The 22,600-nt window shown below is 37.0% G+C and carries 18 protein-coding genes; 7 read left to right on the top strand and 11 right to left on the bottom strand.

Going from position 1 to position 22,600, the window contains the following annotated elements; genetic code table 11:
- Position 1: 1 nt before the first annotated feature.
- The 7 genes from ABEG11_RS08445 to ABEG11_RS08475 all read left to right on the top strand — a co-directional run bounded on the left by ABEG11_RS08445 (position 2) and on the right by ABEG11_RS08475 (position 11,737).
- Positions 2–1,582 carry a GH39 family glycosyl hydrolase gene (locus tag ABEG11_RS08445; protein ID WP_348823732.1) on the top strand — a complete coding sequence of 527 codons (1,581 nt, stop codon included), beginning with the start codon at positions 2–4 and terminating at the stop codon, positions 1,580–1,582.
- A 41-nt stretch (positions 1,583–1,623) separates the two neighbouring features.
- A complete protein-coding gene (locus ABEG11_RS08450) occupies positions 1,624–3,852 on the top strand; it encodes a glycoside hydrolase family 3 C-terminal domain-containing protein (RefSeq protein WP_348823733.1) in 2,229 nt (742 codons plus the stop codon).
- 52 nt (positions 3,853–3,904) lie between these two features.
- Positions 3,905–4,099, top strand: coding sequence for a hypothetical protein (locus tag ABEG11_RS08455; protein WP_348823734.1), 195 nt, complete (start codon positions 3,905–3,907; stop codon positions 4,097–4,099).
- On the top strand, positions 4,045–5,409 hold the full coding sequence (locus ABEG11_RS08460; protein ID WP_348823847.1) for a cellulase family glycosylhydrolase: 1,365 nt from the start codon (positions 4,045–4,047) through the stop codon (positions 5,407–5,409). Before ABEG11_RS08455 ends, ABEG11_RS08460 begins: the two co-directional genes overlap by 55 nt.
- 151 nt (positions 5,410–5,560) lie before the next feature.
- Positions 5,561–7,507, top strand: coding sequence for a sialate O-acetylesterase (locus ABEG11_RS08465; RefSeq protein ID WP_348823735.1), 1,947 nt, complete (start codon positions 5,561–5,563; stop codon positions 7,505–7,507).
- Positions 7,508–7,656: 149 nt separating this feature from the next.
- Positions 7,657–9,159, top strand: a complete 1,503-nt coding sequence (locus tag ABEG11_RS08470; protein WP_348823736.1) for a family 43 glycosylhydrolase — start codon at positions 7,657–7,659, stop codon at positions 9,157–9,159.
- Between the two features lie 169 nt (positions 9,160–9,328).
- Positions 9,329–11,737, top strand: coding sequence for a glycoside hydrolase family 95 protein (locus ABEG11_RS08475; protein ID WP_348823737.1), 2,409 nt, complete (start codon positions 9,329–9,331; stop codon positions 11,735–11,737).
- A 73-nt stretch (positions 11,738–11,810) separates the two neighbouring features.
- Here ABEG11_RS08475 and ABEG11_RS08480 read toward each other — a convergent pair whose 3' ends face one another.
- From ABEG11_RS08480 to ABEG11_RS08530, 11 genes are all read right to left on the bottom strand, one after another.
- Positions 11,811–12,848, bottom strand: a complete 1,038-nt coding sequence (locus ABEG11_RS08480; protein WP_435302837.1) for a Gfo/Idh/MocA family protein — start codon at positions 12,846–12,848, stop codon at positions 11,811–11,813.
- Positions 12,814–13,530, bottom strand: a complete 717-nt coding sequence (locus tag ABEG11_RS08485; RefSeq protein ID WP_348823738.1) for a DsbA family oxidoreductase — start codon at positions 13,528–13,530, stop codon at positions 12,814–12,816. Before ABEG11_RS08485 ends, ABEG11_RS08480 begins: the two co-directional genes overlap by 35 nt.
- Before the next feature lie 92 nt (positions 13,531–13,622).
- A complete protein-coding gene (locus ABEG11_RS08490) occupies positions 13,623–14,066 on the bottom strand; it encodes an ArsR/SmtB family transcription factor (RefSeq protein WP_348823739.1) in 444 nt (147 codons plus the stop codon).
- 162 nt (positions 14,067–14,228) lie between these two features.
- Positions 14,229–15,599, bottom strand: coding sequence for an NADH-quinone oxidoreductase subunit N (locus ABEG11_RS08495; RefSeq protein ID WP_348823740.1), 1,371 nt, complete (start codon positions 15,597–15,599; stop codon positions 14,229–14,231).
- An 18-nt stretch (positions 15,600–15,617) separates the two neighbouring features.
- On the bottom strand, positions 15,618–17,060 hold the full coding sequence (locus ABEG11_RS08500) for a complex I subunit 4 family protein (RefSeq protein ID WP_348823741.1): 1,443 nt from the start codon (positions 17,058–17,060) through the stop codon (positions 15,618–15,620).
- Between the two features lie 10 nt (positions 17,061–17,070).
- Positions 17,071–18,954 (bottom strand): NADH-quinone oxidoreductase subunit L, encoded by a 1,884-nt coding sequence (gene nuoL, locus ABEG11_RS08505; RefSeq protein WP_348823742.1) that lies wholly within the window; start codon positions 18,952–18,954, stop codon positions 17,071–17,073.
- A gap of 6 nt (positions 18,955–18,960) precedes the next feature.
- Entirely contained in the window at positions 18,961–19,281 is a 321-nt protein-coding gene (nuoK, locus tag ABEG11_RS08510) for an NADH-quinone oxidoreductase subunit NuoK (RefSeq protein ID WP_100432422.1), read from the bottom strand.
- A complete protein-coding gene (locus ABEG11_RS08515) occupies positions 19,281–19,790 on the bottom strand; it encodes an NADH-quinone oxidoreductase subunit J family protein (RefSeq protein WP_348823743.1) in 510 nt (169 codons plus the stop codon). Before ABEG11_RS08515 ends, nuoK begins: the two co-directional genes overlap by 1 nt.
- Positions 19,790–20,335 carry a NuoI/complex I 23 kDa subunit family protein gene (locus ABEG11_RS08520; protein WP_348823744.1) on the bottom strand — a complete coding sequence of 182 codons (546 nt, stop codon included), beginning with the start codon at positions 20,333–20,335 and terminating at the stop codon, positions 19,790–19,792. Before ABEG11_RS08520 ends, ABEG11_RS08515 begins: the two co-directional genes overlap by 1 nt.
- A gap of 138 nt (positions 20,336–20,473) precedes the next feature.
- Entirely contained in the window at positions 20,474–21,526 is a 1,053-nt protein-coding gene (gene nuoH, locus ABEG11_RS08525; protein WP_348823745.1) for an NADH-quinone oxidoreductase subunit NuoH, read from the bottom strand.
- Positions 21,527–21,528: 2 nt separating this feature from the next.
- Positions 21,529–22,560: an NADH-quinone oxidoreductase subunit G gene (locus ABEG11_RS08530; RefSeq protein ID WP_348823746.1), complete on the bottom strand. Its 1,032-nt coding sequence runs from the start codon at positions 22,558–22,560 to the stop codon at positions 21,529–21,531.
- Between the last annotated feature and the right edge of the window lie 40 nt (positions 22,561–22,600).

Raw genomic sequence — 22,600 nt, forward strand, 5'->3', positions numbered from 1 at the left:
TATGAGAAAAAATTTAGTATTAATGATTGTTTTATGCTGTCTAAGCAATGCTCCAATGTTTGGGCAAAGCAGTAATTCAGGCAGCAGAACTATACAAGTAAATTACAACGATTCAGCCGGTAAAATGAGTTCCATGTTCAAGGAATGTATTGGTGCGGGCCGTGCCAATGAAGGTCTTCGTGCCGATTGGCAGCAGCAATTGGCAATGACCAAAAAAGAATGTGATTTCAAATACATCCGCATGCACGGACTATTGACTGATGATATGGCGGTGTATCGAGAGGACAGCAAAGGAAATCCGGAATATAATTATCAATATATTGATGCTCTTTACGATTTTTTATTAAGTATTAATGTAAAGCCATTTGTAGAATTAGGATTTATGCCAAACGCTTTGGCGAGTGGCAAAGAAACAATTTTCTGGTGGAAAGGGAATGTTACGCCACCAAAAGATTATAATAAGTGGGGAGATTTGATCAAAAACTTAACACAGCATTTTACTGAGCGTTACGGAGCCGAAGAGGTAAAAACATGGTATTTTGAAGTTTGGAACGAACCTAACCTGACACCTGGTTTCTGGACAGGAACACAAGCCGAATATTTTAAATTATATGAATATGCCGCAAAAGCCATCAAAAGCGTAAATCCGGCTTATAGAGTGGGAGGGCCAGCTACTGCAGGTGCAGGCTGGGTTCCTGAGACAATTGATTTTTGTGCTAAAAACAATGTTCCGTTAGACTTTATTTCAACACATACTTATGGTGTAAATCAGGGATATTTAGATGAATTTGGTTCAACGGGTACTGTTTTAAATAAAGACGAAGCTAGTATAAGCGGCGATGTTCTCAATTCAAGAAAACAAATTACCAATTCGGCAAAGCCAAATCTGGAATTGCATTATACCGAATGGAGCTCATCGTATACTCCTGCTGATCCAGTTCATGACAGTTACCATTCGGCTGCTTACATTCTTCAAAAATTAAAACAAGTGGGTAAGGCTCCCAATTCTATGTCTTATTGGGTTTTTACCGATATTTTTGAAGAGCCGGGACCTAGATTTACTCCTTTTCATGGAGGATTTGGTTTGTTGAACACTCAAGGGATTAAAAAACCGGCTTATTTCTCTTATTATCTGATGAATAAATTAGGCGAAACCGAACTGAAAAACACTGATGCTTCATCTTGGGCTGCTAAAAATGATAAAGGCGATGTACAGCTGCTGTTTTGGGATTCTACCTTCACACTTCCAGAAAAGGATGTTAATAATCAGGCGTATTACATAAAAGACTTGCCGTCAAAACCAAAAGGAGAAATCAAAATCGAAGTGGAGGGTTTAAAAAAAGGAAAATACAATCTGGAGATTTACAAAGTGGGTTATAAAGTAAATGACGCTTATGCAGATTATCTAGCAATGGGCAAACCTAGCCAGCTGAGCCTTGAGCAGGTAAAATCAATCAAGCAGAAAAACAATTGCGCACCGATTGCAACTGAGAAAATAAACATAGATGCATCAGGAAAGTATAGCGCAAAATATAAGATTAATGAGAACGATGTTGTCTTTTTTAATTTTGTAAAACAGTAGTTAATTAAAATTAAACCAATAATAATTACAATAATACCATAATGAAAAATATATTCAAATATGTTGCGATGGCTGTGTCTATTCTAGCATTTGCTGATGGTAATGCACAAGCGTCCAAATCTAAAAAAACACAAGCAGCTTACGTTGGGAAGGAAATAACAAGTGAAAATGATGCCGCTATCGAAAAGCTGATTTCACAAATGACCCTTGAGGAAAAAATCGGAATGCTGCATGGAAACAGCATGTTTACTTCTGGCGGTGTACAGCGTCTCGGTATTCCAGAATTAAAAATGGCCGATGGACCATTGGGAGTCCGTGAAGAAATTAATCGTGACAATTGGGGGCCTGCAGGCCTGACTAACGATTTTGCAACTTATTATCCGGCTGGTGGAGCATTATCGGCTACTTGGAATGCAGAAATGGGGTACATCTTTGGAAATAGTTTGGGACAGGAAATGCGTGCCAGAGATAAAGATATGCTGCTTTCGCCTGCAATTAATATCGTTAGAACACCGCTAGGAGGGAGAACTTATGAGTATATGAGTGAAGACCCATTCTTGAATAAAAAAATAGCGGTGCCATTGATTGTTGGTTTGCAAGACAACGATGTTATGGCCTGCGTAAAACATTTTGCAGCCAATAATCAGGAAACCAATCGCGATTTTGTTGATGTGCAGATTGATGAGCGCACACTTCGTGAAATTTATCTGCCTGCTTTTGAGGCATCTGTGAGAGAGGCAAAAGCATACAGTATAATGGGAGCTTATAATAAGTTCAGAGGTGAATACTTATGCGAGAATGATTATATGCTTAATAAAGTACTGCGTGACGAATGGAATTTTAAAGGGATTGTAGTTTCAGATTGGGCTGCAGTGCATTCAACTGTAAAATCTTTAGAAAACGGATTGGATATTGAAATGGGGACACCAAAAAAATTCAACGAATTTTTCTTGGCAGATAAATTAATTGCTGCTGCCAAAAATGGTGAAATTTCAGAAAAAGAAATCGATAAGCACGTGAGACGCATTTTGCATACTTTGTACCAGGTAAAAGCAATGGGAGGCAAGAAACGCGCTGCTGGAAGCATATCTACAGAAGCACATTATCAAGATGCATACAAAATTGCTGCTGAAGCAATAGTACTATTAAAGAATGAAAACAACGCATTGCCGCTACAATTAGATGGAGTAAAATCTATTGCTGTAATAGGTAACAACGCTACTAAGAAAAATGCTTTAGGCGGATTTGGTGCTGGTGTAAAAACCAAAAGAGAAGTAACACCGTTAGAAGGTTTGCAAAACAGATTGCCATCATCTATTAAAATCAATTATGCTGAAGGGTATTTGGAGCGCTATGACAAGAAAAATGCCGGTAATCTTGGAAATATCACATCTACAGGTCCAGTTACAATCGATCAATTGGATCCTGCTAAATTGCAAGAAGCCATAGAAGCAGCCAAAAATTCAGATGTAGCAATTGTCTTTGCTGGTTCAAATCGTGATTATGAGACTGAGGCATCGGATCGCAGGGATTTAAAATTGCCATTTGGCCAAGAGGAATTAATTAAAAAAGTGATTGAGGCTAATCCAAGGACTATTGTGGTATTAATTGCTGGAGCGCCTTTTGAAGTTAATGATTTAAGCAAAAAAACAAATGCTTTGGTTTGGAGCTGGTTCAATGGATCTGAAGGTGGAAATGCTTTAGCAGATGTATTATTAGGAAAAGTGAACCCATCAGGAAAATTGCCTTGGACAATGCCCAAAAACTTAATGGATTCTCCTGCTCATGCAACTAATAGTTTTCCTGGGGATAAAACCGTAGAATATAAAGAAGGAATTCTGGTAGGTTACAGATGGTTTGATACTAAAAATATAGCTCCAATGTATCCATTCGGATATGGATTATCATACACGGATTTTGCTTTTGCTGATGCTAAAACTGATAAAGCTTCTTATGGAATTACTGAAACAATAACAGTTTCGGTAACCGTTAAAAACACTGGAAAAGTCGATGGAAAAGAAGTTGTACAAGTATATTCTTCTAAAGCCGATTCAAAAATTGAACGTGCTGCTCAGGAATTAAAAGGATTCCAGAAAACAGCTGTTGGAGCTGGCAAATCGGAGATAGTAAAAATTCAGATTCCTGTAAAAGAATTGGCTTATTACAATGCAGTATCCAAAAGCTGGACTGTCGAGCCAGGAAAATATACGCTGAATATTGGAAATTCTTCCCGTGACATAAAAACCAGAATTGATGTTATTATAAAATAACATTTGCTATTAAACCAATGCTATTAAACCAACTAAAAAAACCAATAATAATATGAATAACAAGATTAAGAAATATAGATTTATTTTCTTTCTGTGCTTTGCTTTTTTAAATATTGTGGCATGCAGTTCAGATGATGGCAATCCTGAGGAAGCAAAGCCTGAAGCAAGAACACTCAAAACTATGTTAATAAGATTGATTTTGCAGCCAAAGGAAGTACAGCCAGCGTTACTGTTACAACAGATGTAAAAACATTTGCGATTGCTTCAAATGTAGGCTGGATTCAATTGAGTAAGACTTCTGGTATAAAGGGAACTAGTTTAGTGTCTTTTACAGCTTCAGAGAATACTGCGACAGTAGTAAGAACGGGTATAATTACGATAAGCTCCAGTGAAGCGGCCTCAGTTCAAATAGCAGTAACTCAAGCAGCTGGTACTGGAACAGTAACAGGTTTATATCCTAGTTACAACACGAACCCAATTGCTGATGATGCAACTGGAATGGGAAGTACTGCTGCAGAACTTGCATCCAAGATGAAATTGGGCTGGAATATTGGAAACACATTGGAAGCAAGCGGAAGTGAAACTGCTTGGGGTAATCCAAAAGTGACTAAAGAATTGATTGATTTGGTTAAGAAGAGTGGGTTTAATGCCATTAGAATTCCTTGCTCCTGGAATCAGTATGCTAATAGTACAACTGCACAAATCAGTGCTACATGGTTAGCAAGAGTAAAAGAAGTAGTGCAATATTGCGTTGACAATGATATGTACGTAATCGTAAATATTCACTGGGACGGCGGATGGCTGGAAAATAATTGTACTGAAGATAAAAAGGAAGCAAACAATGCCAAACAAAAAGCATTTTGGGAACAAATAGCAACTAATTTGAGAGGTTTTGATGAGCATTTGCTTTTTGCTAGTGCTAATGAACCACACGTTGATGATGCAACTGAAATGGCAGTTTTAAATTCCTATCATCAAACATTTATTGATGCTGTTCGTTCAACAGGTGGTAAAAACGCATTTCGTACTTTGATAGTTCAAGGACCAGCAACAGATATTGAAAAAACAAATAAATTAATGGCAACCATGCCTACTGACAAAATAGCAAACCGCATGATGGCTGAGGTTCACTTTTATCCATATCAGTTTACTTTGATGAACAAAGATGAATCTTGGGGTAAAATGTTTTACTATTGGGGAGCCGGTAATCATTCTACTACCGATACTGAACGAAATCCAACCTGGGGAGAAGAAGCATTTATAGACGAGGTTTTCCTATCAATGAAGACACAGTTTGTAAACAAAGGCATTCCTGTAATTTTGGGAGAATTTGGCGCAATACGCCGTGATTTAACTGGCGACGCTTTGACACTTCATTTAAAATCAAGAGCTGCTTTCTATACTTATGTTGTAAAAAAAGCCAAGGCCAATGGTATGATTCCTTTTTACTGGGACGCTGGGAATTTAGGAGTAAACACTATGTCTTTATTTGACAGAAGCACTGATACGGTTTATGATCAGCAGGCATTGGATGGATTACTAGATGGATTAAAGTAAGATAAATGAAGGGAGATTAAATTAGTTTCGGGATTATTATTTAGAGCATTTTTGTTTTAAATAATTGTCCCGAAATATTTTTTATAACTTGGTCATTTGTATATTTAAAGTATAAAATTAAATGACTAACATTTTCAAAATCAATAATAAAATGAAAAAAATATTTGTTCTCTTGTTTATTGCAAGTGGTTTTTGGGCTAATGCCAATGTTAAAATGCCTTTGGTATTCTCTGACGGAATGGTTCTGCAAAGGAACAAGCCAATTCCAGTTTGGGGATGGGCTGATGCCAATGAAAAAGTCCAGATTCAGTTTAATAAACAAACCAAAACCATCATTGCTGATAAAAACGGAAAATGGATGGTCAAACTGGATGCTGAAAAAGCGGGAGGCCCTTTTGAATTGACCGTTTCTGGTAACAATAAAATTGTCATCAAAGATGTTTTGGTGGGCGAAGTCTGGGTTTGCTCGGGGCAATCCAATATGGAATTTCAGATGTATAAACTTCCAGATTTTGAAGTTCAAAAAGAACAGTCTAACGAGCCAATGATTCGTCAGTTTTTAGTGGCTCAGGATTTGAGCGGTACACCAAAGGAAGATTTAAAAGCTGGAAAATGGGCAGTTTCCGATAAAGAAAACATAAAGGATTTTACCGCAGTGGGTTATTTTTTTGCTAAAAAAATATATGCCGAATTAAAAATTCCAATCGGAATCATCAATACTTCTTGGGGAGGAACCTGTGTAGAGACCTGGACTAGCCGTGAAACTTTCCAAAAAAGTGATGAGTTTAAGGATATGATAGCTGGGGTGCCTTCAGTAAATATGGATGCGATTTTTGAAACTTATAAAAAATCACTTTTAGGAAACATAGAAAAAATTCAGGGTTTTCCTGTAACCGAAGCCAATCAGGATCAATTTAAGAATCCAGATTTTAATGATGCAAACTGGCCAGAAATAAAAGTGCCTTCTCTTTGGGAAAACCAGCAGATTGGGAATATTGATGGCGTGGTCTGGATGCGAAAAACCATTACGTTGACAGCAGAACAAGTCAAAAAAGAAGCTGTTTTATATTTGTCAAAAGTAGATGATGAAGATCAGACTTATGTGAACGGAGTTCAAGTGGGAACTAATAATATATGGGAAGCCAAAAGAATTTACAAAATCCCTGCTGGAGTATTGAAAGAAGGAACTAATGTCATTGCTGTAAAAATCACCGATTACACAGGAGGTGGCGGAATTTACGGAGACCCTGCCGATTTGAAAATTGATTTCAACGGTTCAGCTGTTGCACTTGACGGGCTTTGGAAATTCAATGTGGTAAATGTGAAAGTTTCAGTTTCACCAAATAGTTATCCATCATTATTGTACAATGCGATGGTCAATCCGCTGGTTCCGTATGCCATTCAAGGGGTTTTGTGGTATCAGGGTGAAGCCAATGTTTGGAGAGCCAGTCAATATAAAAAAGCTTTCCCATTGATGATTAATGACTGGAGAACCAAATGGAATCAGGGTAATTTTCCTTTCTATTTTGTGCAATTATCTACCTTTGATGAACAGGGTGGCAATAGCAAAAAAGGAAGCCGCTGGGCAGAACTTCGCGAAGCACAATCCGAAACTTTAAAAGTGCTAAATACCGGAATGGCAGTAACAACTGATATCGGAAATGCCAAAGACATTCACCCAACCAATAAAAAAGATGTGGGATTGCGTTTGTCTGCTATAGCTTTGAACAATGTCTATGGAAAAAAACAAGTCTGCAGCGGCCCAACTTTTAAATCTCAGGAAATAAAAGGAAACCAGATCATATTGACTTTCGAGAACATCGGAAGCGGTTTGTCAACACCTAATAATACAGAATTAAAAGGCTTCGAAATCGCAGGTGCCGATAAAATTTTTCATTCTGCCAAAGCAATAATCAAAGACAATAAAATAATTGTTTCCAGCGAAAGTGTTCCTGATCCTGTTGCTGTGCATTACGGCTGGGCTGATGATGATACCGAAATCAATCTTTTCAATAAAGAAAAATTCCCCGCATCACCTTTCAGAACCGATAATTGGGAAATGATTACTGCGAAAGAAAAGTATAATGTGAGCAAATAATCACTCTCAAAGTTTGTCATTCCGTAGGAATCTAACATTGTCTGTTTGCGTTGTGTGAGATTCCTACGGAATGACAATATTGTATTAGATCTTTTGAAAACAATATACAAGTTTGCATAATTATTAATAAAATTTTGAAAAAAGTAACTATGAAAAAAAGCTTTCTATTATTTATATTTTCAATGTCGCTTGCTATCCACGCACAGCAACAAAAAAGCCAGCAAAAACCTGATACGTACAGCAATCCAATCTTTGCTGGCGATTACCCAGATCCGTCGATTCTTCGAGACGGGGAGGATTACTATATTGTGCATTCGTCATTCAATTATTATCCGGGACTGTTAATTTGGACTTCCAAGGATTTGATTAATTGGAAGCCCGTTACACACGCACTTACAAAAAGTGTGGGTTCCGTTTGGGCTCCGGATTTGGTAAAATACAGCAATAAATTTTACATCTATTTCCCTGCCAATAATACTAACTTCGTGGTTTCGGCAGATAATATAAACGGCCCTTGGAGCGATCCAATTGATTTAAAAATTGGAAGCATAGACCCAGGACATTTTACAGATGATAAAGGTAATCGTTTCCTTTATTTCAGTGATGGAAGTTATGTGCCACTTTCCAAAGACGGCCTTTCGGTAACTGGAAAAGCGACGCATGCCTATGATGGATGGAAAATTCCAAACGATTGGTCGATAGAGTGTTTTTGTCTCGAAGGCCCAAAAATGATTAAAAAGGGCGACTATTATTATTTAACCGTAGCCGAAGGAGGAACTGCAGGACCTGCAACCAGCCATATGGTAATTTCGGCACGTTCCAAATCGCCTTTCGGTCCTTGGGAAAATGCACCTCATAACCCGATCATCAGAACAAATAGTAGTTCCGAAAAGTGGTGGTCAAAAGGCCATGCTTCAATTATCGACGATGTTAAAGGAAATTGGTGGATGGTTTTTCACGGATATGAAAACGGCTATTACAATATGGGGCGTCAAACGCTTTTACAGCCTATAGAATGGACAAAGGATGGCTGGTTCAAAATAAAAGATGGCATTAAAACTGAAGATGCAATAAAAAAACCGGCGGGTCAATCCGTAAAAAATGATTTTACACTTTCGGATACTTTTACTGGAACAAAGCTTAATCCGCAATGGCAGTTTTTTGACGAATATGATGCTCAACGTACCACATTTTCTTCCAATGGAATAAAAATCAAAGGAAAAGGAACTGGTATTGGTCAAAGTTCACCGTTGTTATGTACACCTTCTGACCATTCCTACACTGCCGATGTTGAGGTTGAAATTGCAGGAAACGCATCGGCTGGACTGGTTCTTTTCTACGATACTAAATTGTTTACCGGTATCGCTTTTGACAAGGAAAATATCATGGCAATCCTTAGAGTTTGGCAGTTTCCAACGGTTAAAGGCGTGAATAAAAATCACTTATTTTTACGTTTGGAAAAAAAGGAACAAGTAGTAAATATGTTCTACAGCATTGATGGTAAGGATTGGCTGAAAATAGAGAATTCAGCTGAGGTAAGTTCTTTCAATCATAATGTGCTTAGCGGTTTTATGAGTCTTAAGCTTGGACTTTCTGCAGTAGGAGATGGCTCGGTGACGTTTAGGAATTTTGTTTATAAACCAATTGAATAATTATTTGCCTCCAGCTTTAGCTGGAGGAATGAAGAAAAAGTGTTTAATTGGCTTTAGCCAAATGCATAGTATTTTGGCTAAAGCCATTAATTGATTACTGATTTTATTTCTACAGCTAAAGCTGTAGGCAATTGAAAACTGAATAAATATAAAAAAACACCTAATAGTTATGCGTTCAAATTTTTTTAAAAAACTACTCGGAGTTTTGATTTTTACCCTTTTCCACGGAAAATCGGTAGCCCAATCTACCCACAAATTATGGTACAAACAGCCGGCCGAATATTTTGAGGAAACCCTTGTTTTAGGTAACGGAAAGATGGGAGCAACAGTCTTTGGCGGAATCAATTCGGATAAAATTTATCTGAATGACATCACACTTTGGTCTGGCGAACCCGTGAATGCCAATATGAATCCCGAAGCGTACAAAAATATTCCTGCTATCCGCGAAGCGCTGAAAAATGAAAATTATCAGCTTGCTGAAGAGCTGAATAAAAAGCTACAAGGAAAAAATGCCGAATCCTACGCACCATTGGGAACGCTTGAAATCAATAATTTTCATACGGGAAAAGTTATCAATTATTACCGAGAATTGGATGTTTCGAATGCTGTTTCCAAGGTAAGTTATGAAATTGATGGTGTAAAATATACCCGTGAATATTTTGTTTCTGCTCCGGATCAAATCATGGTGATCAAATTGACCAGCAGTCAGAAAGGAGCTTTGAATTTTGACATTCATTCAAGCAGTTTGCTGACTTCTAGTTCGGAACTCAAAGATAATGAGCTTGCGTTAAATGGCGTTGCACCGATACACGAAAATGAACAATACACCGTTCCGCTTGCTTTTCTGACCAATAAAGAAAGAGGAACCCGTTTTACAAGTTTGATAAAAATTAAAAATACGGACGGGACAATTGTAACTTCCGAAAAGAGTTTAGGAGTTAAAAACGCTACAGAAGCAGTGATTTTCGTTTCGGTAGCTACCAGTTTTAATGGTTTTGATAAAAATCCAAACACCGAAGGCTTGGACAACAAAGTAATTGCATCAAATCATTTGAATAAAGCTTTTGGTAAAACTTTCGATAAATTAAAACTATCCCACGTTGCCGATTATCAAAAATTCTACAATCGTGTCGATTTAAATTTAGGAAAAACAACAGCTCCAGATTTGCCAACTGATGAACGTTTACTGCGCTACGCGGATGGAAAAGAAGACAAGAATTTAGAAATACTGTATTTTCAGTACGGACGTTATTTGCTGATAAGCAGTTCAAGGACTTTAGGAGTTCCTGCCAATTTGCAGGGACTTTGGAATCCTTATGTAAATCCGCCTTGGAGCTGTGATTATACATTAAATATTAATGCTCAGGAGAATTACTGGCTGGCAGAAAACACCAATCTTTCCGAAATGCATTTGCCTCTTTTGGGTTTGATCAAAAATCTTTCGGTGACGGGAAAGATTACGGCGAAAACTTTTTATGGAGTTGATAAAGGCTGGACTGCCGCTCATAATTCGGATATTTGGGCGATGAGTAATCCTGTGGGTCAGTTTGGAAAAGAAGATCCAATGTGGGCCTGCTGGCCGTTGGCGGGAGCGTGGCTAAGCACGCATATTTGGGAACATTATGTTTTTACGCAGGATAAGAATTACTTAAAAAATGAAGGTTATTCATTGATGAAAGGCGCTGCTGAATTCTGTTTGGGTTGGATGGTTACGGATAAAAATGGAAATTTAATCACTTCACCATCTACTTCACCGGAAAATCAGTATCTCACGCCGGATGGTTTTGCAGGGGCAACATTATACGGAGGAACTGCAGATTTGGCGATGATTAGAGAATGTTTCGACAAAACCATAAAAGCTTCAAAAGTTTTAGATATTGATGCTGATTTTAGAGGAAAACTGGAAGAAGCTTTGGGTAAATTATATCCTTATCAGATTGGGAAAAAAGGCAATCTGCAGGAATGGTATTTTGATTGGGATGATAAAGATCCAAAACATCGTCATCAATCGCAGTTATTCGGGCTTTTCCCAGGGAATCATATTACGCCTGAGAAAACTCCAGATTTGGCGGAAGCTTCCAAAAAAACACTCGAAATAAAGGGTGATGAAACTACGGGCTGGTCAAAAGGCTGGAGAATTAATCTTTGGGCAAGGCTTTGGGACGGAAACCGCGCTTACAAAATGTTCCGTGAACTTCTCAGATATGTTGATCCAGACGGGAAGAAAACTGAAACACCAAGAAGAGGGGGAGGGACGTATCCGAATTTATTCGATGCGCACCCGCCGTTCCAGATTGACGGAAATTTTGGAGGTGCTGCAGCTGTTGCCGAAATGCTGGTGCAGTCGAATGAAAATGAAATCCGATTATTGCCAGCTTTACCCGATGCATGGGAAAGCGGTTCGGTAAGAGGAATATGTGCCAGAGGAGGTTTTGAAATCTCGATGGAATGGAATAATAAAAATCTGCAAAAAGTAACTGTTTATTCCAAAAATGGAGGAAAAACAATGCTTATTTGCGGAGGCAAAAAACAAAATGTTACTTTGAAAAAAGGTCAGAAATCTGAAATTGTCTGGTAAAATAGTTAACACGAATTTCTCAAATCTGCACGGAAAATAATTTGTGATAATTTGTGAAATTCGTGTTTGATTTTTATTGTATAATCGGGTTTCCAATAATCTGATCCATCACCCAGCTGGTGTGTGCAGCTGTAAATGCGTTTGACGGATGTTTATGATTTCCTAAAAGCTGATCCCGCATCTGTTCTGCATGATGCAGCTGAATATTTTCGGGATGAGGTATGTTATGAGCAGTTTCTCCTGTGACAGTTTTTAGGATTAATGGATCGTTTTCAAATATCGAAAAAGTAATTTTTCCTTCACTGCCATAAATTTCGACTACATCTTCTCGTTCGAATGTGCCAAAATTCCAGCTTCCGCTCCCTGTTATTCCCGATTCGTGAATCCAGTTTGCCACACAGGCATCTTTTGAAGTGTACAATCCCTGCTGATTTAAGCTAATGCCTGAAACTTCTTTTATGTCACCAAAATAGTGAATGAATAAATCCAGTCCGTGGCTGGCTAAATCATCAAAATAGCCTGCTGGTGCTACTTTTATGTCAGTTCTCCAATTGTATTCGCCAGAACGGTCCTGATCGCTTGCAGGTTTGCTCAGGTGCCATCTGATGTGTCTGATGTCTCCAATGGTTTTAGAATCAATCCATTTTTTCACTTGCTCAAATCTTGGCAGAGTTCTTCTGTAATAAGCGACAAATACTGGAATATTTTTTGCTTCAAACGCTTCGGCAATTTCCAGACAGTCTTGATAACTCGGTGCCAATGGTTTTTCTATACAGCATGGTTTTCCTGCTTCGGCAACTTTCAAGCCATAATATTTATGAGTATCGGGCGGTGTTGCAATATATACAGCATCAATTTCGGGATCGTTAATTAAGGCATCGGCATCCGTATAAAATTTTGAGATACCATGCCTTTTCGCGTAATCTGCAGCTTTTTCAGGATTTCTGCGCATTACTGCACCAATAGTAAAACCAGCTGTTTTTTGATAGGCGGGACCACTTTTTACTTCAGTAACATTACCACAGCCGATTATTCCCCATCGTAGAGGTTTTGTTATTTCGTTCATAGTTTTTGTGTTATTCACATCCATCGATACTACAGCTGTTTTCATCAGAAGTATTTTGAAGTTTCAATTTGGTTTCAAAATTTCCTTCTTCCCAAGTTTTTTCCAAGGTTTTCAAAAATGTGTCTGTTGGCTGTGCTCCGGATATTGCATACTTATTGTCGAATACAAAGAATGGAACTCCTGTTACTCCAAGTTTTTGTGCTTCCTGCTGATCGTAGCGTACTTCTTTTGTGTAAATATCAGTATCTATCAGCTGTTTTATTTCGTCAATAGGCAATCCGGCATTTTGGCCAATTTCCTGCAGCGTATTCCAGTCATTCACATTTTTTCCTTCTGTGAAGTAAGCTCTGAACAGCAATTCTTCTAATTCATTGGCAATATTGTGCTTTTTTGCCAAATGAATCAATCGGTGTGCGTTTAATGAATTGGCCAGAATCGATTTTTCAAAATGGAAATCTAAACCGGAAAGTTTAGCAGTCTGAGTAGTGTTTTCCAGCATAGATTCTGCCCAATCTCTGTCTCTGCCATATTTGTCAGCAAGATGGTCTGCAATGCTTTCATTAGGAGCTGCTTTAAATGAAGGATCCAATTCAAAACTTTTCCATTCTATTTCGACAGAATCTTTATTTTCAAATTGAGTTAGTGCTTCCTCAATTTTTCTTTTGCCTATATAACAAAATGGACACATTACATCGGACCATATTTGTACTTTTAATTGATTTTTCATTGTGTTTCTTTTCTTGGCATTGCCAGATTTTTAGAATGTAAAATTATAAAATAGTATTCTGAACGCTTTGTTTTTAAGTTTTTATTATAAGTTTACTCAGGGCTGTTTTGTGCTGCATTATTTTTTTTGCCAGGAAATTGATAGTTGAAATCCTTTAAATATAATTTGTCTCTTTTTTTGATTTTTGGTGTCGGTGAGAGTATTGCAGTTTCAGCTTCTTTTGAAAGTAATTTGTTCGACAGATAATTGGTTAAATACTTTTTGAGAATCTGTATTTTTTCTACTTCAATGGAATAAATGGTTTTCTTTCCGACATTTTTTACTTTTAAAAGATCTGCTTTTTTTAATTCTAATAAATGTTTGGATATGGTGGATTGTGCTAATGGAATCAGAGAAACAATTTCGCCACAGGTTCTGCTGTTTTTTGTCCACAGAAGTGTCATTATCTGCATACGTGTAGGATGTCCTAATGCTTTGCAGATTTCTGCAATTGCATTTGTTTCCTGATCGAAATCTTGTTTTTTAGTCGTCCCCATAACTCATTTATTTCATATCGTAATTTAGCGATAATAAATGAATTTCAGTGCTTTATGACGCTGTTTTTTCTGTCTTTTTTTAACAGGGTTTTCAATGCATAATTTTATATCAAAAAGGCCAGCTGATTGAGCTGGCCTTTTGTTTTATGCGCAATAATATGTTTATTTCAATAAATCTAAAACAAGTGAAGGGAATAAACCAATGATTATATTTAATGCAATAGCAATTATAGCTGCAACATGATAAATATATGCTTTGCCTGCGCGGGTTTCGTTCGGCTCTTTAGTGTACATGGCTAAGATTAATTTAAAGTAGTAGCCAACACTTATGATAGAGTTGATGACAGCAAATATAACTACTACTAAATAACCTGCCTGAATAGTTTGACTGAACAGGACCAACTTGGCAAAGAAACCAGCAAAGATTGGAATACCAGCCATAGATAGTAATGAACCTGTTAAGATAGCTGCTAATAATGGATTAGTTTTTCCTAAACCGTGGAAGTTAGCGATGTCTTCATTATCTCTATTCTTACACACATACAAAATAACACTGAACGCAGCAATACCAGATAATGAATAAGCAGCAGTGTAATACAATAAGTTTCCAGCAGCGTTAGAAATACTCAATAAAGCCATCAGCATGAAACCAGCATGCGAAATTCCCGAGAATGCCAGCATACGTTTTACATTGACTTGACGCAATGCCATGATATTGCCTACTGTCATAGAAAGTATTGAAATAATTACTACAACGATTTGTACTGAATAATTAATATCAGCATTCATGCCGGACAATAATTTATAAAGAGTTGCAATGGCTACTACTTTTGCCAATGTGCTCATTAAAGCAGTCGTAAGCGTTGGAGATCCTTCGTAAACATCAGGTGCCCAAAAATGAAATGGAACAGCAGCAACCTTGAATAGCATACCGATAGTAAGCAGAGATATTCCTATTGGAAACCAGATTGGCAATTCGGCTGATTGTGACATATCACTGATTTCAACAATATCAAAAGAACCCATTGCACCGTAAATCATACAGATTCCAAATAAAATAATCCCTGAAGCAAATGAACCCATCAGGAAATATTTCATTCCTGCTTCATTACTTTTTACTTTAGTTCTATTACTGGCGGCAAGTATATAAAGTGAAATAGAAAGTATTTCGATTCCTAAAAAGAACATAGCAAGATTTCCAAAAGAAACCATTGCTACTGCACCTGCTAATAAAAATATTTTTATCGCAATAAAATCAGATAGCTTGCTTTGGTGATTTTCATAAAAATTATGCCCTAAGGCAACCAGAAACACTGTCAGTATGATAAATAAGCTAGAAAATGAGACTGAAAACTTACTTACTACGATCATGTTGCTGTAGTAATTTTCAGGAGAATTAAATTCGGAAACAGTAAGTCCCAGAATCGCTAATAATCCAATTACAGTTATTGGAATAATTGCTTTTCTAAAATCAAAGATCTCAAAAATAAGGCTTAAAATACCTAATCCTATTATAGCTATTAATGTTGTCATTTATATTATGCTTTTTACTTAATTGTATTTATTAATAGTGTTTAAAATAGTTTCAAGACTTGGTGTAATCAAATCGTTGATTGGTTTTGGGTACATTCCAAAGAAAAACAATACAGCGATTATAAGAATCATTGTCAATGCTTCAGAAAGAGTAACATCAGCAAACGCTTTTATATTGGTTTCACCTAACATAGCATGCTGAAACATTTTAAGCATATAATAAGCTCCCAAAATAATAGTTGTTCCGCCTAGAATTGCAAACCAAATATTGATTTGAGAAAGACTGTATAATACGGTAAATTCTCCAATAAAATTAAAAGTTGTTGGTAAAGCCACTGATGCCAATACCAAAATTAAAAACATAGAAGTGAATTTTGGAGATTGGGAACGAATGCCACCCATCTCAGTAATTAATCTTGTTTCGTATCTTCTGAAAATAATTTCAGCGGCAAAAAACAGTCCTACTACAACAAAACCGTGAGCAATCATTTGCAAAACTGCTCCTCTGAAACCATCGAGGTTTAAGGCATAAGTTCCAGCTGCAATTAATCCAACGTGGGCAAGAGATGAATAAGCTAATAATTTTTTCAGGTCTTTTTGTCTCAATGCTACAATTGAACCATAAATAACACCAGCAATACCCACTCCGATGAAAATATACATGTATTCTTTAGCTGCTAAAGGTGCCAATGGCAATTGCCAGCGGATAAGGCTGTACAATCCCATTTTTAGCATAATCCCAGACAAGAGCATTGTTCCAAGAGTTGGTGCTTTTTGATATACATTGGCCTGCCAAGTATGGAAAGGAATCAACGGAATTTTAATAGCATAAGCAAGGAAGAAAGCCGTAAAAATCCATTTTTGTTCATTGATAGTTAAGTCTAATTTGTATAAATCTTCAATTAGGAAGCTTCCTGCTTTTTGATACATATAAACAAATGCTACAAGCATGAACAAAGATCCTGCAAGTGTATAGATAAAGAATTTAACCACCGCTTTTTTGCGTTCTTCGGCATCTCCATTGCCCCAAATCAGGGCGATGAAATAAATAGGAATCAAAGATAATTCCCAGAAGATATAATATAAAAGTCCATCACTGGCTAAAAATGTACCAGTCATTGCAAAAGACATGAACAGTATTAGAGCATAAATTGCTTTTGCATTTTTGAAATCGTTATCAAATGATGACAATATTATAATAGCTGTCAAGACAGTTGTTAATATAACCATTGCCAATGACAACCCATCTGCCTGCAAGGCAAACACAACTTTAGGTAATGTGATCCATTGGCTGTAATAGCTGATGTTTTCCCCTAAATTAAAATGATTTAACAAGACTATTGAACAACCTGCTGACGCTATTCCAAAAAACAAAGCCACTTTTGAAGCGAGCTTGTCACCAGCTAAATAAGTCGCAAATGCGCCAACTAAAAGAATGATTAATATTAAAGATACGTTCATAGTATTATAATTATTGAGCTAGAAATAAATAAGAAATAATGGCACACATGCCTAAAACAAATGCAAACAGGTATAGTCCAACACTTCCATTCTGTAATTTTTTACCTTGAAAGCTAAGTTCATTAGTAACTTTGCCAAGTCCAAAAACCAGTGATGAAATTCCAGTTTCTACATAGTCTCTAAAGAATTTTGACAATACATTTATCGAAGAAACAAAGATAGAATCATACAATTCATCAACATAATATTTGTTGTAAAGTACTTTTGTAACTCCTGTTATTTCTGAATCTTCATCAGGCACTTCATTTTTAGAAATATATTTAGCGTAAGCAATTCCAATTCCAACTAATCCTCCAACAACTGCAATTGCCATCAGCATATATTCTGTACTGCCTAAAGTATGTTCCTCATGAGAAGCTTGTGCAAACAATGGAGCCAAGTAATGATTTAACCAGCTATTGCCTGGCAAACTAATCAAACCTCCAATAGTTGCCAAAATAGCCAAAACAATTAAAGGAATAGTGATTAAAGCCGGACTTTCGTGCAGATGATGTTTTTGTTCTTCAGTCCCTCTAAACTCCTTGAAAAAAGTCAAGAACATCAATCGGAACATATAGAACGCAGTCATGATAGAAGCAACCGATCCAACAACCCAAAGCGGGATGTTATGATGGAAAGCTGTCATCAGAATTTCATCTTTAGAAAAGAAACCTGAAAATACTGGGACTCCAGAAATAGCTAATGATGAAATAAGCATTGTCCAGAAAGTAATTGGCATCGCTTTTTTCAAACCACCCATTTTACGCATATCCTGTTCACCATGCAAACCGTGAATAACAGATCCAGAGCCAAGGAATAAACAAGCTTTGAAGAAAGCGTGAGTGATTACGTGAAAAATGGCTACTTCATAAGCACCAAAACCTAAAGCCAAAAACATTAATCCCAATTGGGAAACGGTTGAGTAGGCAAGTACTTTTTTAATGTCATTTTGAACCAAACCGATCGTTGCAGCAACCAATGAAGTTACTCCTCCGATTACAGCAATAATGGTTTGTATTTCGTGTGTTAAATCAAATAAGAAATGCATTCTGGATACCATGAAAATACCTGCGGTAACCATCGTAGCAGCATGAATCAGAGCCGAAACTGGCGTAGGTCCTGCCATCGCATCAGGCAACCAAGTGTATAAAGGAATCTGTGCTGATTTTCCGCAGGCTCCGATAAACAATGCCAAAGCTGCAATGCTTAGCCAAAGTGTATCAAGATTTTTAGCTCCAGCGATTGCGGTTTGTAAAGAGGCAAAATCCAAAGTAGAGAATAAGCTTCCTAAGATAAATATACCGATAAGCAATCCCAAATCCCCGATACGGTTCATGATAAAAGCTTTTTTGGCAGCATCATTGTAATCTTGGTTTTTGTGCCAGAATCCAATTAGTAAGTAAGAACAAAGTCCAACACCTTCCCAGCCAATGAACATTACCAATAGATTGCTTCCAACTACTAGCGAAATCATGAAAAACACAAACAGATTCAGATAGGCAAAAAACTTATGCATATTTTCATCGTCATGCATATAGCTGATAGAATATAAATGAATCAATGACCCAATTCCAGTTACAAATAGAAGCCATAAAATGGATAACTGATCCAATAAAAAACCAAAACTCACGTTGAATTTACTAATCTGAATCCAATCAAATAATTGAATGCTGACCGCTTGGTGTGTTTGGCTGATCTGCAGAAAGAAAGAAATCGAAACAAGAAATGAAACCACTATCGACAGTGTTCCTATAATTCCAGAAACCGACTTCCCTAATGCCTTTCCAAAGAAAATATTAATTAAAAATCCTAAAAAAGGAGTTAACAGTAAGACTAAAGCTAAATTGGTATCCATTGCCATTTATCCTTTTAAGTTTTTTAAATTATCGATGCTGATTGATCCGATATTTCTAAATATCGAAACCAATATGGCCAGTCCTACAGCGACTTCTGCAGCCGCTACAGCCATTGAGAAAAATACGAATACTTGTCCCTGTGTGTCTTGGTGGTAAGTTGAAAAAGCCACAAACAATAAGTTAACGGCATTCAGCATAATTTCGATAGACATAAATACAATGATTGCATTACGTCTGTATAAAACTCCAAAAATACCAATGCAAAAAAGAGTTACACACAGGAAGATATAGTTCTCTATACCAATTTGAGTTAAAATATTGTTCATTATTTTTCTGATTTTTCTTTTTTAGACAATAGCACTGTACCAATCATTGCAACCAGTAATAAGATAGAAGCAAATTCAAACGGAACCATATACTCATTCAATAATGCTTTTCCGAGTACTTTTATCGATTGGTAATCTTCTCCCGTATAATCGTATTCTACAATTGGTTTAGAATCGATAAAGATTTTTATCAAAACCAGACAAACCAGACAAAAGGAAACAATTGCACCCAATCTCGTAAATCGAGGTTTATGGACTTCATCCGCTTCATTAAGATTCATAAGCATTATGGTGAAGAGCAATAAAATCATGATTGCCCCCGAATAAACAATGATATGTACGATTGCTAAAAATTGAGCGTTCAGCAATAAATAATGTCCAGCAATAGAGAAAAAACAAATCACTAAATAAATAGCGCTGTGTATTGGATTTCTGCTAAAAATGGTTAAAAATGCTGTTAGCAATGTGATTGCAGACAATACGCAAAATAAAATAAGTACTGTTGACATTAGTTAGCGTTTTTTAGTTGAGTGTTTTTCAAAGCCATTTCCAGAGGCATAACCAGCTTGTCTTTTCCAAAAATGAAATCTTCTCTTTCATAACTGGCAGGAACCAATTCTTTAGAAATGGTTAAGTAAATAGCATCTTTTGGACAAGCTTCTTCACACAGTCCGCAAAAAATACAGCGCAGCATATTGATTTCATATATCTCGGCATATTTTTCCTCTCTGTAAAGGTGTTTCTCATTCGCTTTACGCTCACCCGCTTTCATTGTAATCGCTTCTGCAGGGCAGGACAAAGCGCATAATCCACAAGCTGTACAGTTTTCACGTCCTTGTTCATCCCGTTTCAGCATGTGCTGACCGCGATATACAGGACTCATGACACGAACCTGTTCCGGATACTGAATCGTTGCTTTTCTCTTAAAAAGGTGTTTTATAGTAATGGCTAAACCTTTTACAATCGCAATCAGATACATGCGTTCCAAAAAAGTCATCTCCTTGTTGGAGACCATTTTTTTTCTTCCCGATAAGGATATAGTTTCTATTGACATTTTATATTTTTTATTTGTAGCTAATCCTGTTATCTATTTTATTCCCGATTTAAAAATAAGGCTTTTTAGCCGTAGTTTTTATTTATCGGGAGATACCGCTTCTATCAGGGCTAGTTCCGTTAACTAAGGAATTTTCTATTAAAGTCCGAAATAAACAGCAATTTCACTTCTCAAAATCACAACTCCGGTTATCATAATGTTGACAATCGCAAGCGGAATCAGAATTCTCCATCCCAAATGCATCAATTGGTCATATCTAAATCTTGGAATCGTCCATCGAACCCACATAATAAAGAAAATAAATCCGCATAATTTAGCAAACAGAGCCATCATTCCAATTATGTTTGCAATATTTACTCCCCAGTTTTCTACAGCCCATGCCATTCCTGGATAATTGTATCCTCCAAAAAACAGTACAGCCATAATAGTAGAGGAAATGAACATATTCGCATACTCAGCAAATAAATAGAATCCCATTTTCATCGAAGAATATTCGGTATGATATCCTCCAATTAATTCCGATTCACATTCTGCTAAGTCGAAAGGAGTTCTGTTTAATTCAGCAAATGAACAAATCAGGAAAATCAGGAAAGTCAATGGCTGGTATAAAACATTCCAGTGCCATTCTGACTGCTGTATTGAGATTTCTTTCAGGCTTAAAGTTCCTGTCATCATAGTCAAAGCGATTATAGATAATCCCATTGCTACCTCATAAGAAACCATTTGTGATGCCGCTCTGATAGCTCCCATCAAAGAGAATTTATTGTTTGAAGCCCAGCCACCAATCATGATGCCATAAACTCCCAGGGAAACAACACCAAAAACATACAATATAGCGATATTTACATCAGTTGCCTGCAATAATATATCTCTTCCAAACAAATGCAGTTTGTCTCCCCAAGGAATAACTGCACTTGTCATTAAAGCCGTACTCATTGCAATTGCAGGGCCTACAACAAATAAAAATTTATTAGGAGTGTTTGGGAAAAATTCTTCTTTTGCAAATAATTTTCCTCCATCGGCAAGCGGTTGAAGCAGTCCCCAAGGACCTGCTCTGTTAGGGCCAACCCTGTCTTGCAGCCATGCGGCTACTTTACGTTCAGCCCATGTCGAATACATCGCCATCAGCATCGTAAGAGCAAAAATTACTACTATAAACACTCCTTTTTCTATAACAAATGTACTTTCCATTTTTATGATTTTTGAGTGTTAGTGTCCAATGGATTTGAAGCCATGCTTATTTTTTTTCGGTCTTGGTCTCTGCCCAAAAGAATATTTTTCTCAGTAGCGATTTCTACTTTTTCCAACGGTCTTGTATAATTATTTTGATTGATAACAGAATCTTTTTCAAATTCACGTGGTCCTTCAATCACCCAGTCAGAAACTTCTTTTTTGTCAAAACGGCAAGTGTTGCAAATGAAATCTTCTACTTCGTGGAATTCATCTTTACGGCCAGTAACACGCTGAATTTCGTTTCCAAACATCCAAACAGTAGTTTTTCCGCAGCATCCTGGAGTTGTACATTCTCTGTGTGCATTATAAGGTTTGTTAAACCAGACTCTTGATTTAAATCTAAAAGTTTTATCAGTCAAAGCGCCAACTGGACATACATCAATCATGTTTCCAGAAAACTCATTGGTTATAGCTTTTGATATACAAGTAGAGATGTTTGCATGATCACCACGATCCATTACACCATGAACACGATCGTCTGTCAATTGATCAGCAACTTGTACACATCTCTGGCATAAAATACAGCGGTTCATGTGCAATTGAATATTTGGACCAATATCTTCAGGTTCAAATGTTCTTTTTTCTTCTATAAATCTAGATTCAGATTTTCCGTGTTCGAAGCTTAAATTCTGTAAATCACATTCTCCCGCCTGATCACAGATAGGACAATCTAATGGGTGATTAATTAACAAAAATTCCGTTACCGATTTTCTTGCTTCCTGAACTCTTGGAGATGCTTTACTGGCAATTTCCATTCCGTCCTGACAGCCTGTAACACAAGATGCCATTAGTTTTGGCATTGGCCTTGGGTCAGCATCACTTCCTTTGGTTACATCGACTAAACAGCAGCGGCATTTACCACCGCTCCCTTTTAGCTTAGAATAATAGCACATTGCTGGCGGAACAACATCTCCACCAATCATACGTGCAGCCTGCAAGATCGTCGTTCCTGCTTCTACTTCAATTTCTTGACCGTCTATCGTTACTTTCATATTATTAGTTGTTAGTTGTTGGCTGTCGGTTGTTCGTTTC

The organism is Flavobacterium aestuarii, assembly GCF_040049115.1.
GTDB lineage: Bacteria > Bacteroidota > Bacteroidia > Flavobacteriales > Flavobacteriaceae > Flavobacterium > Flavobacterium aestuarii.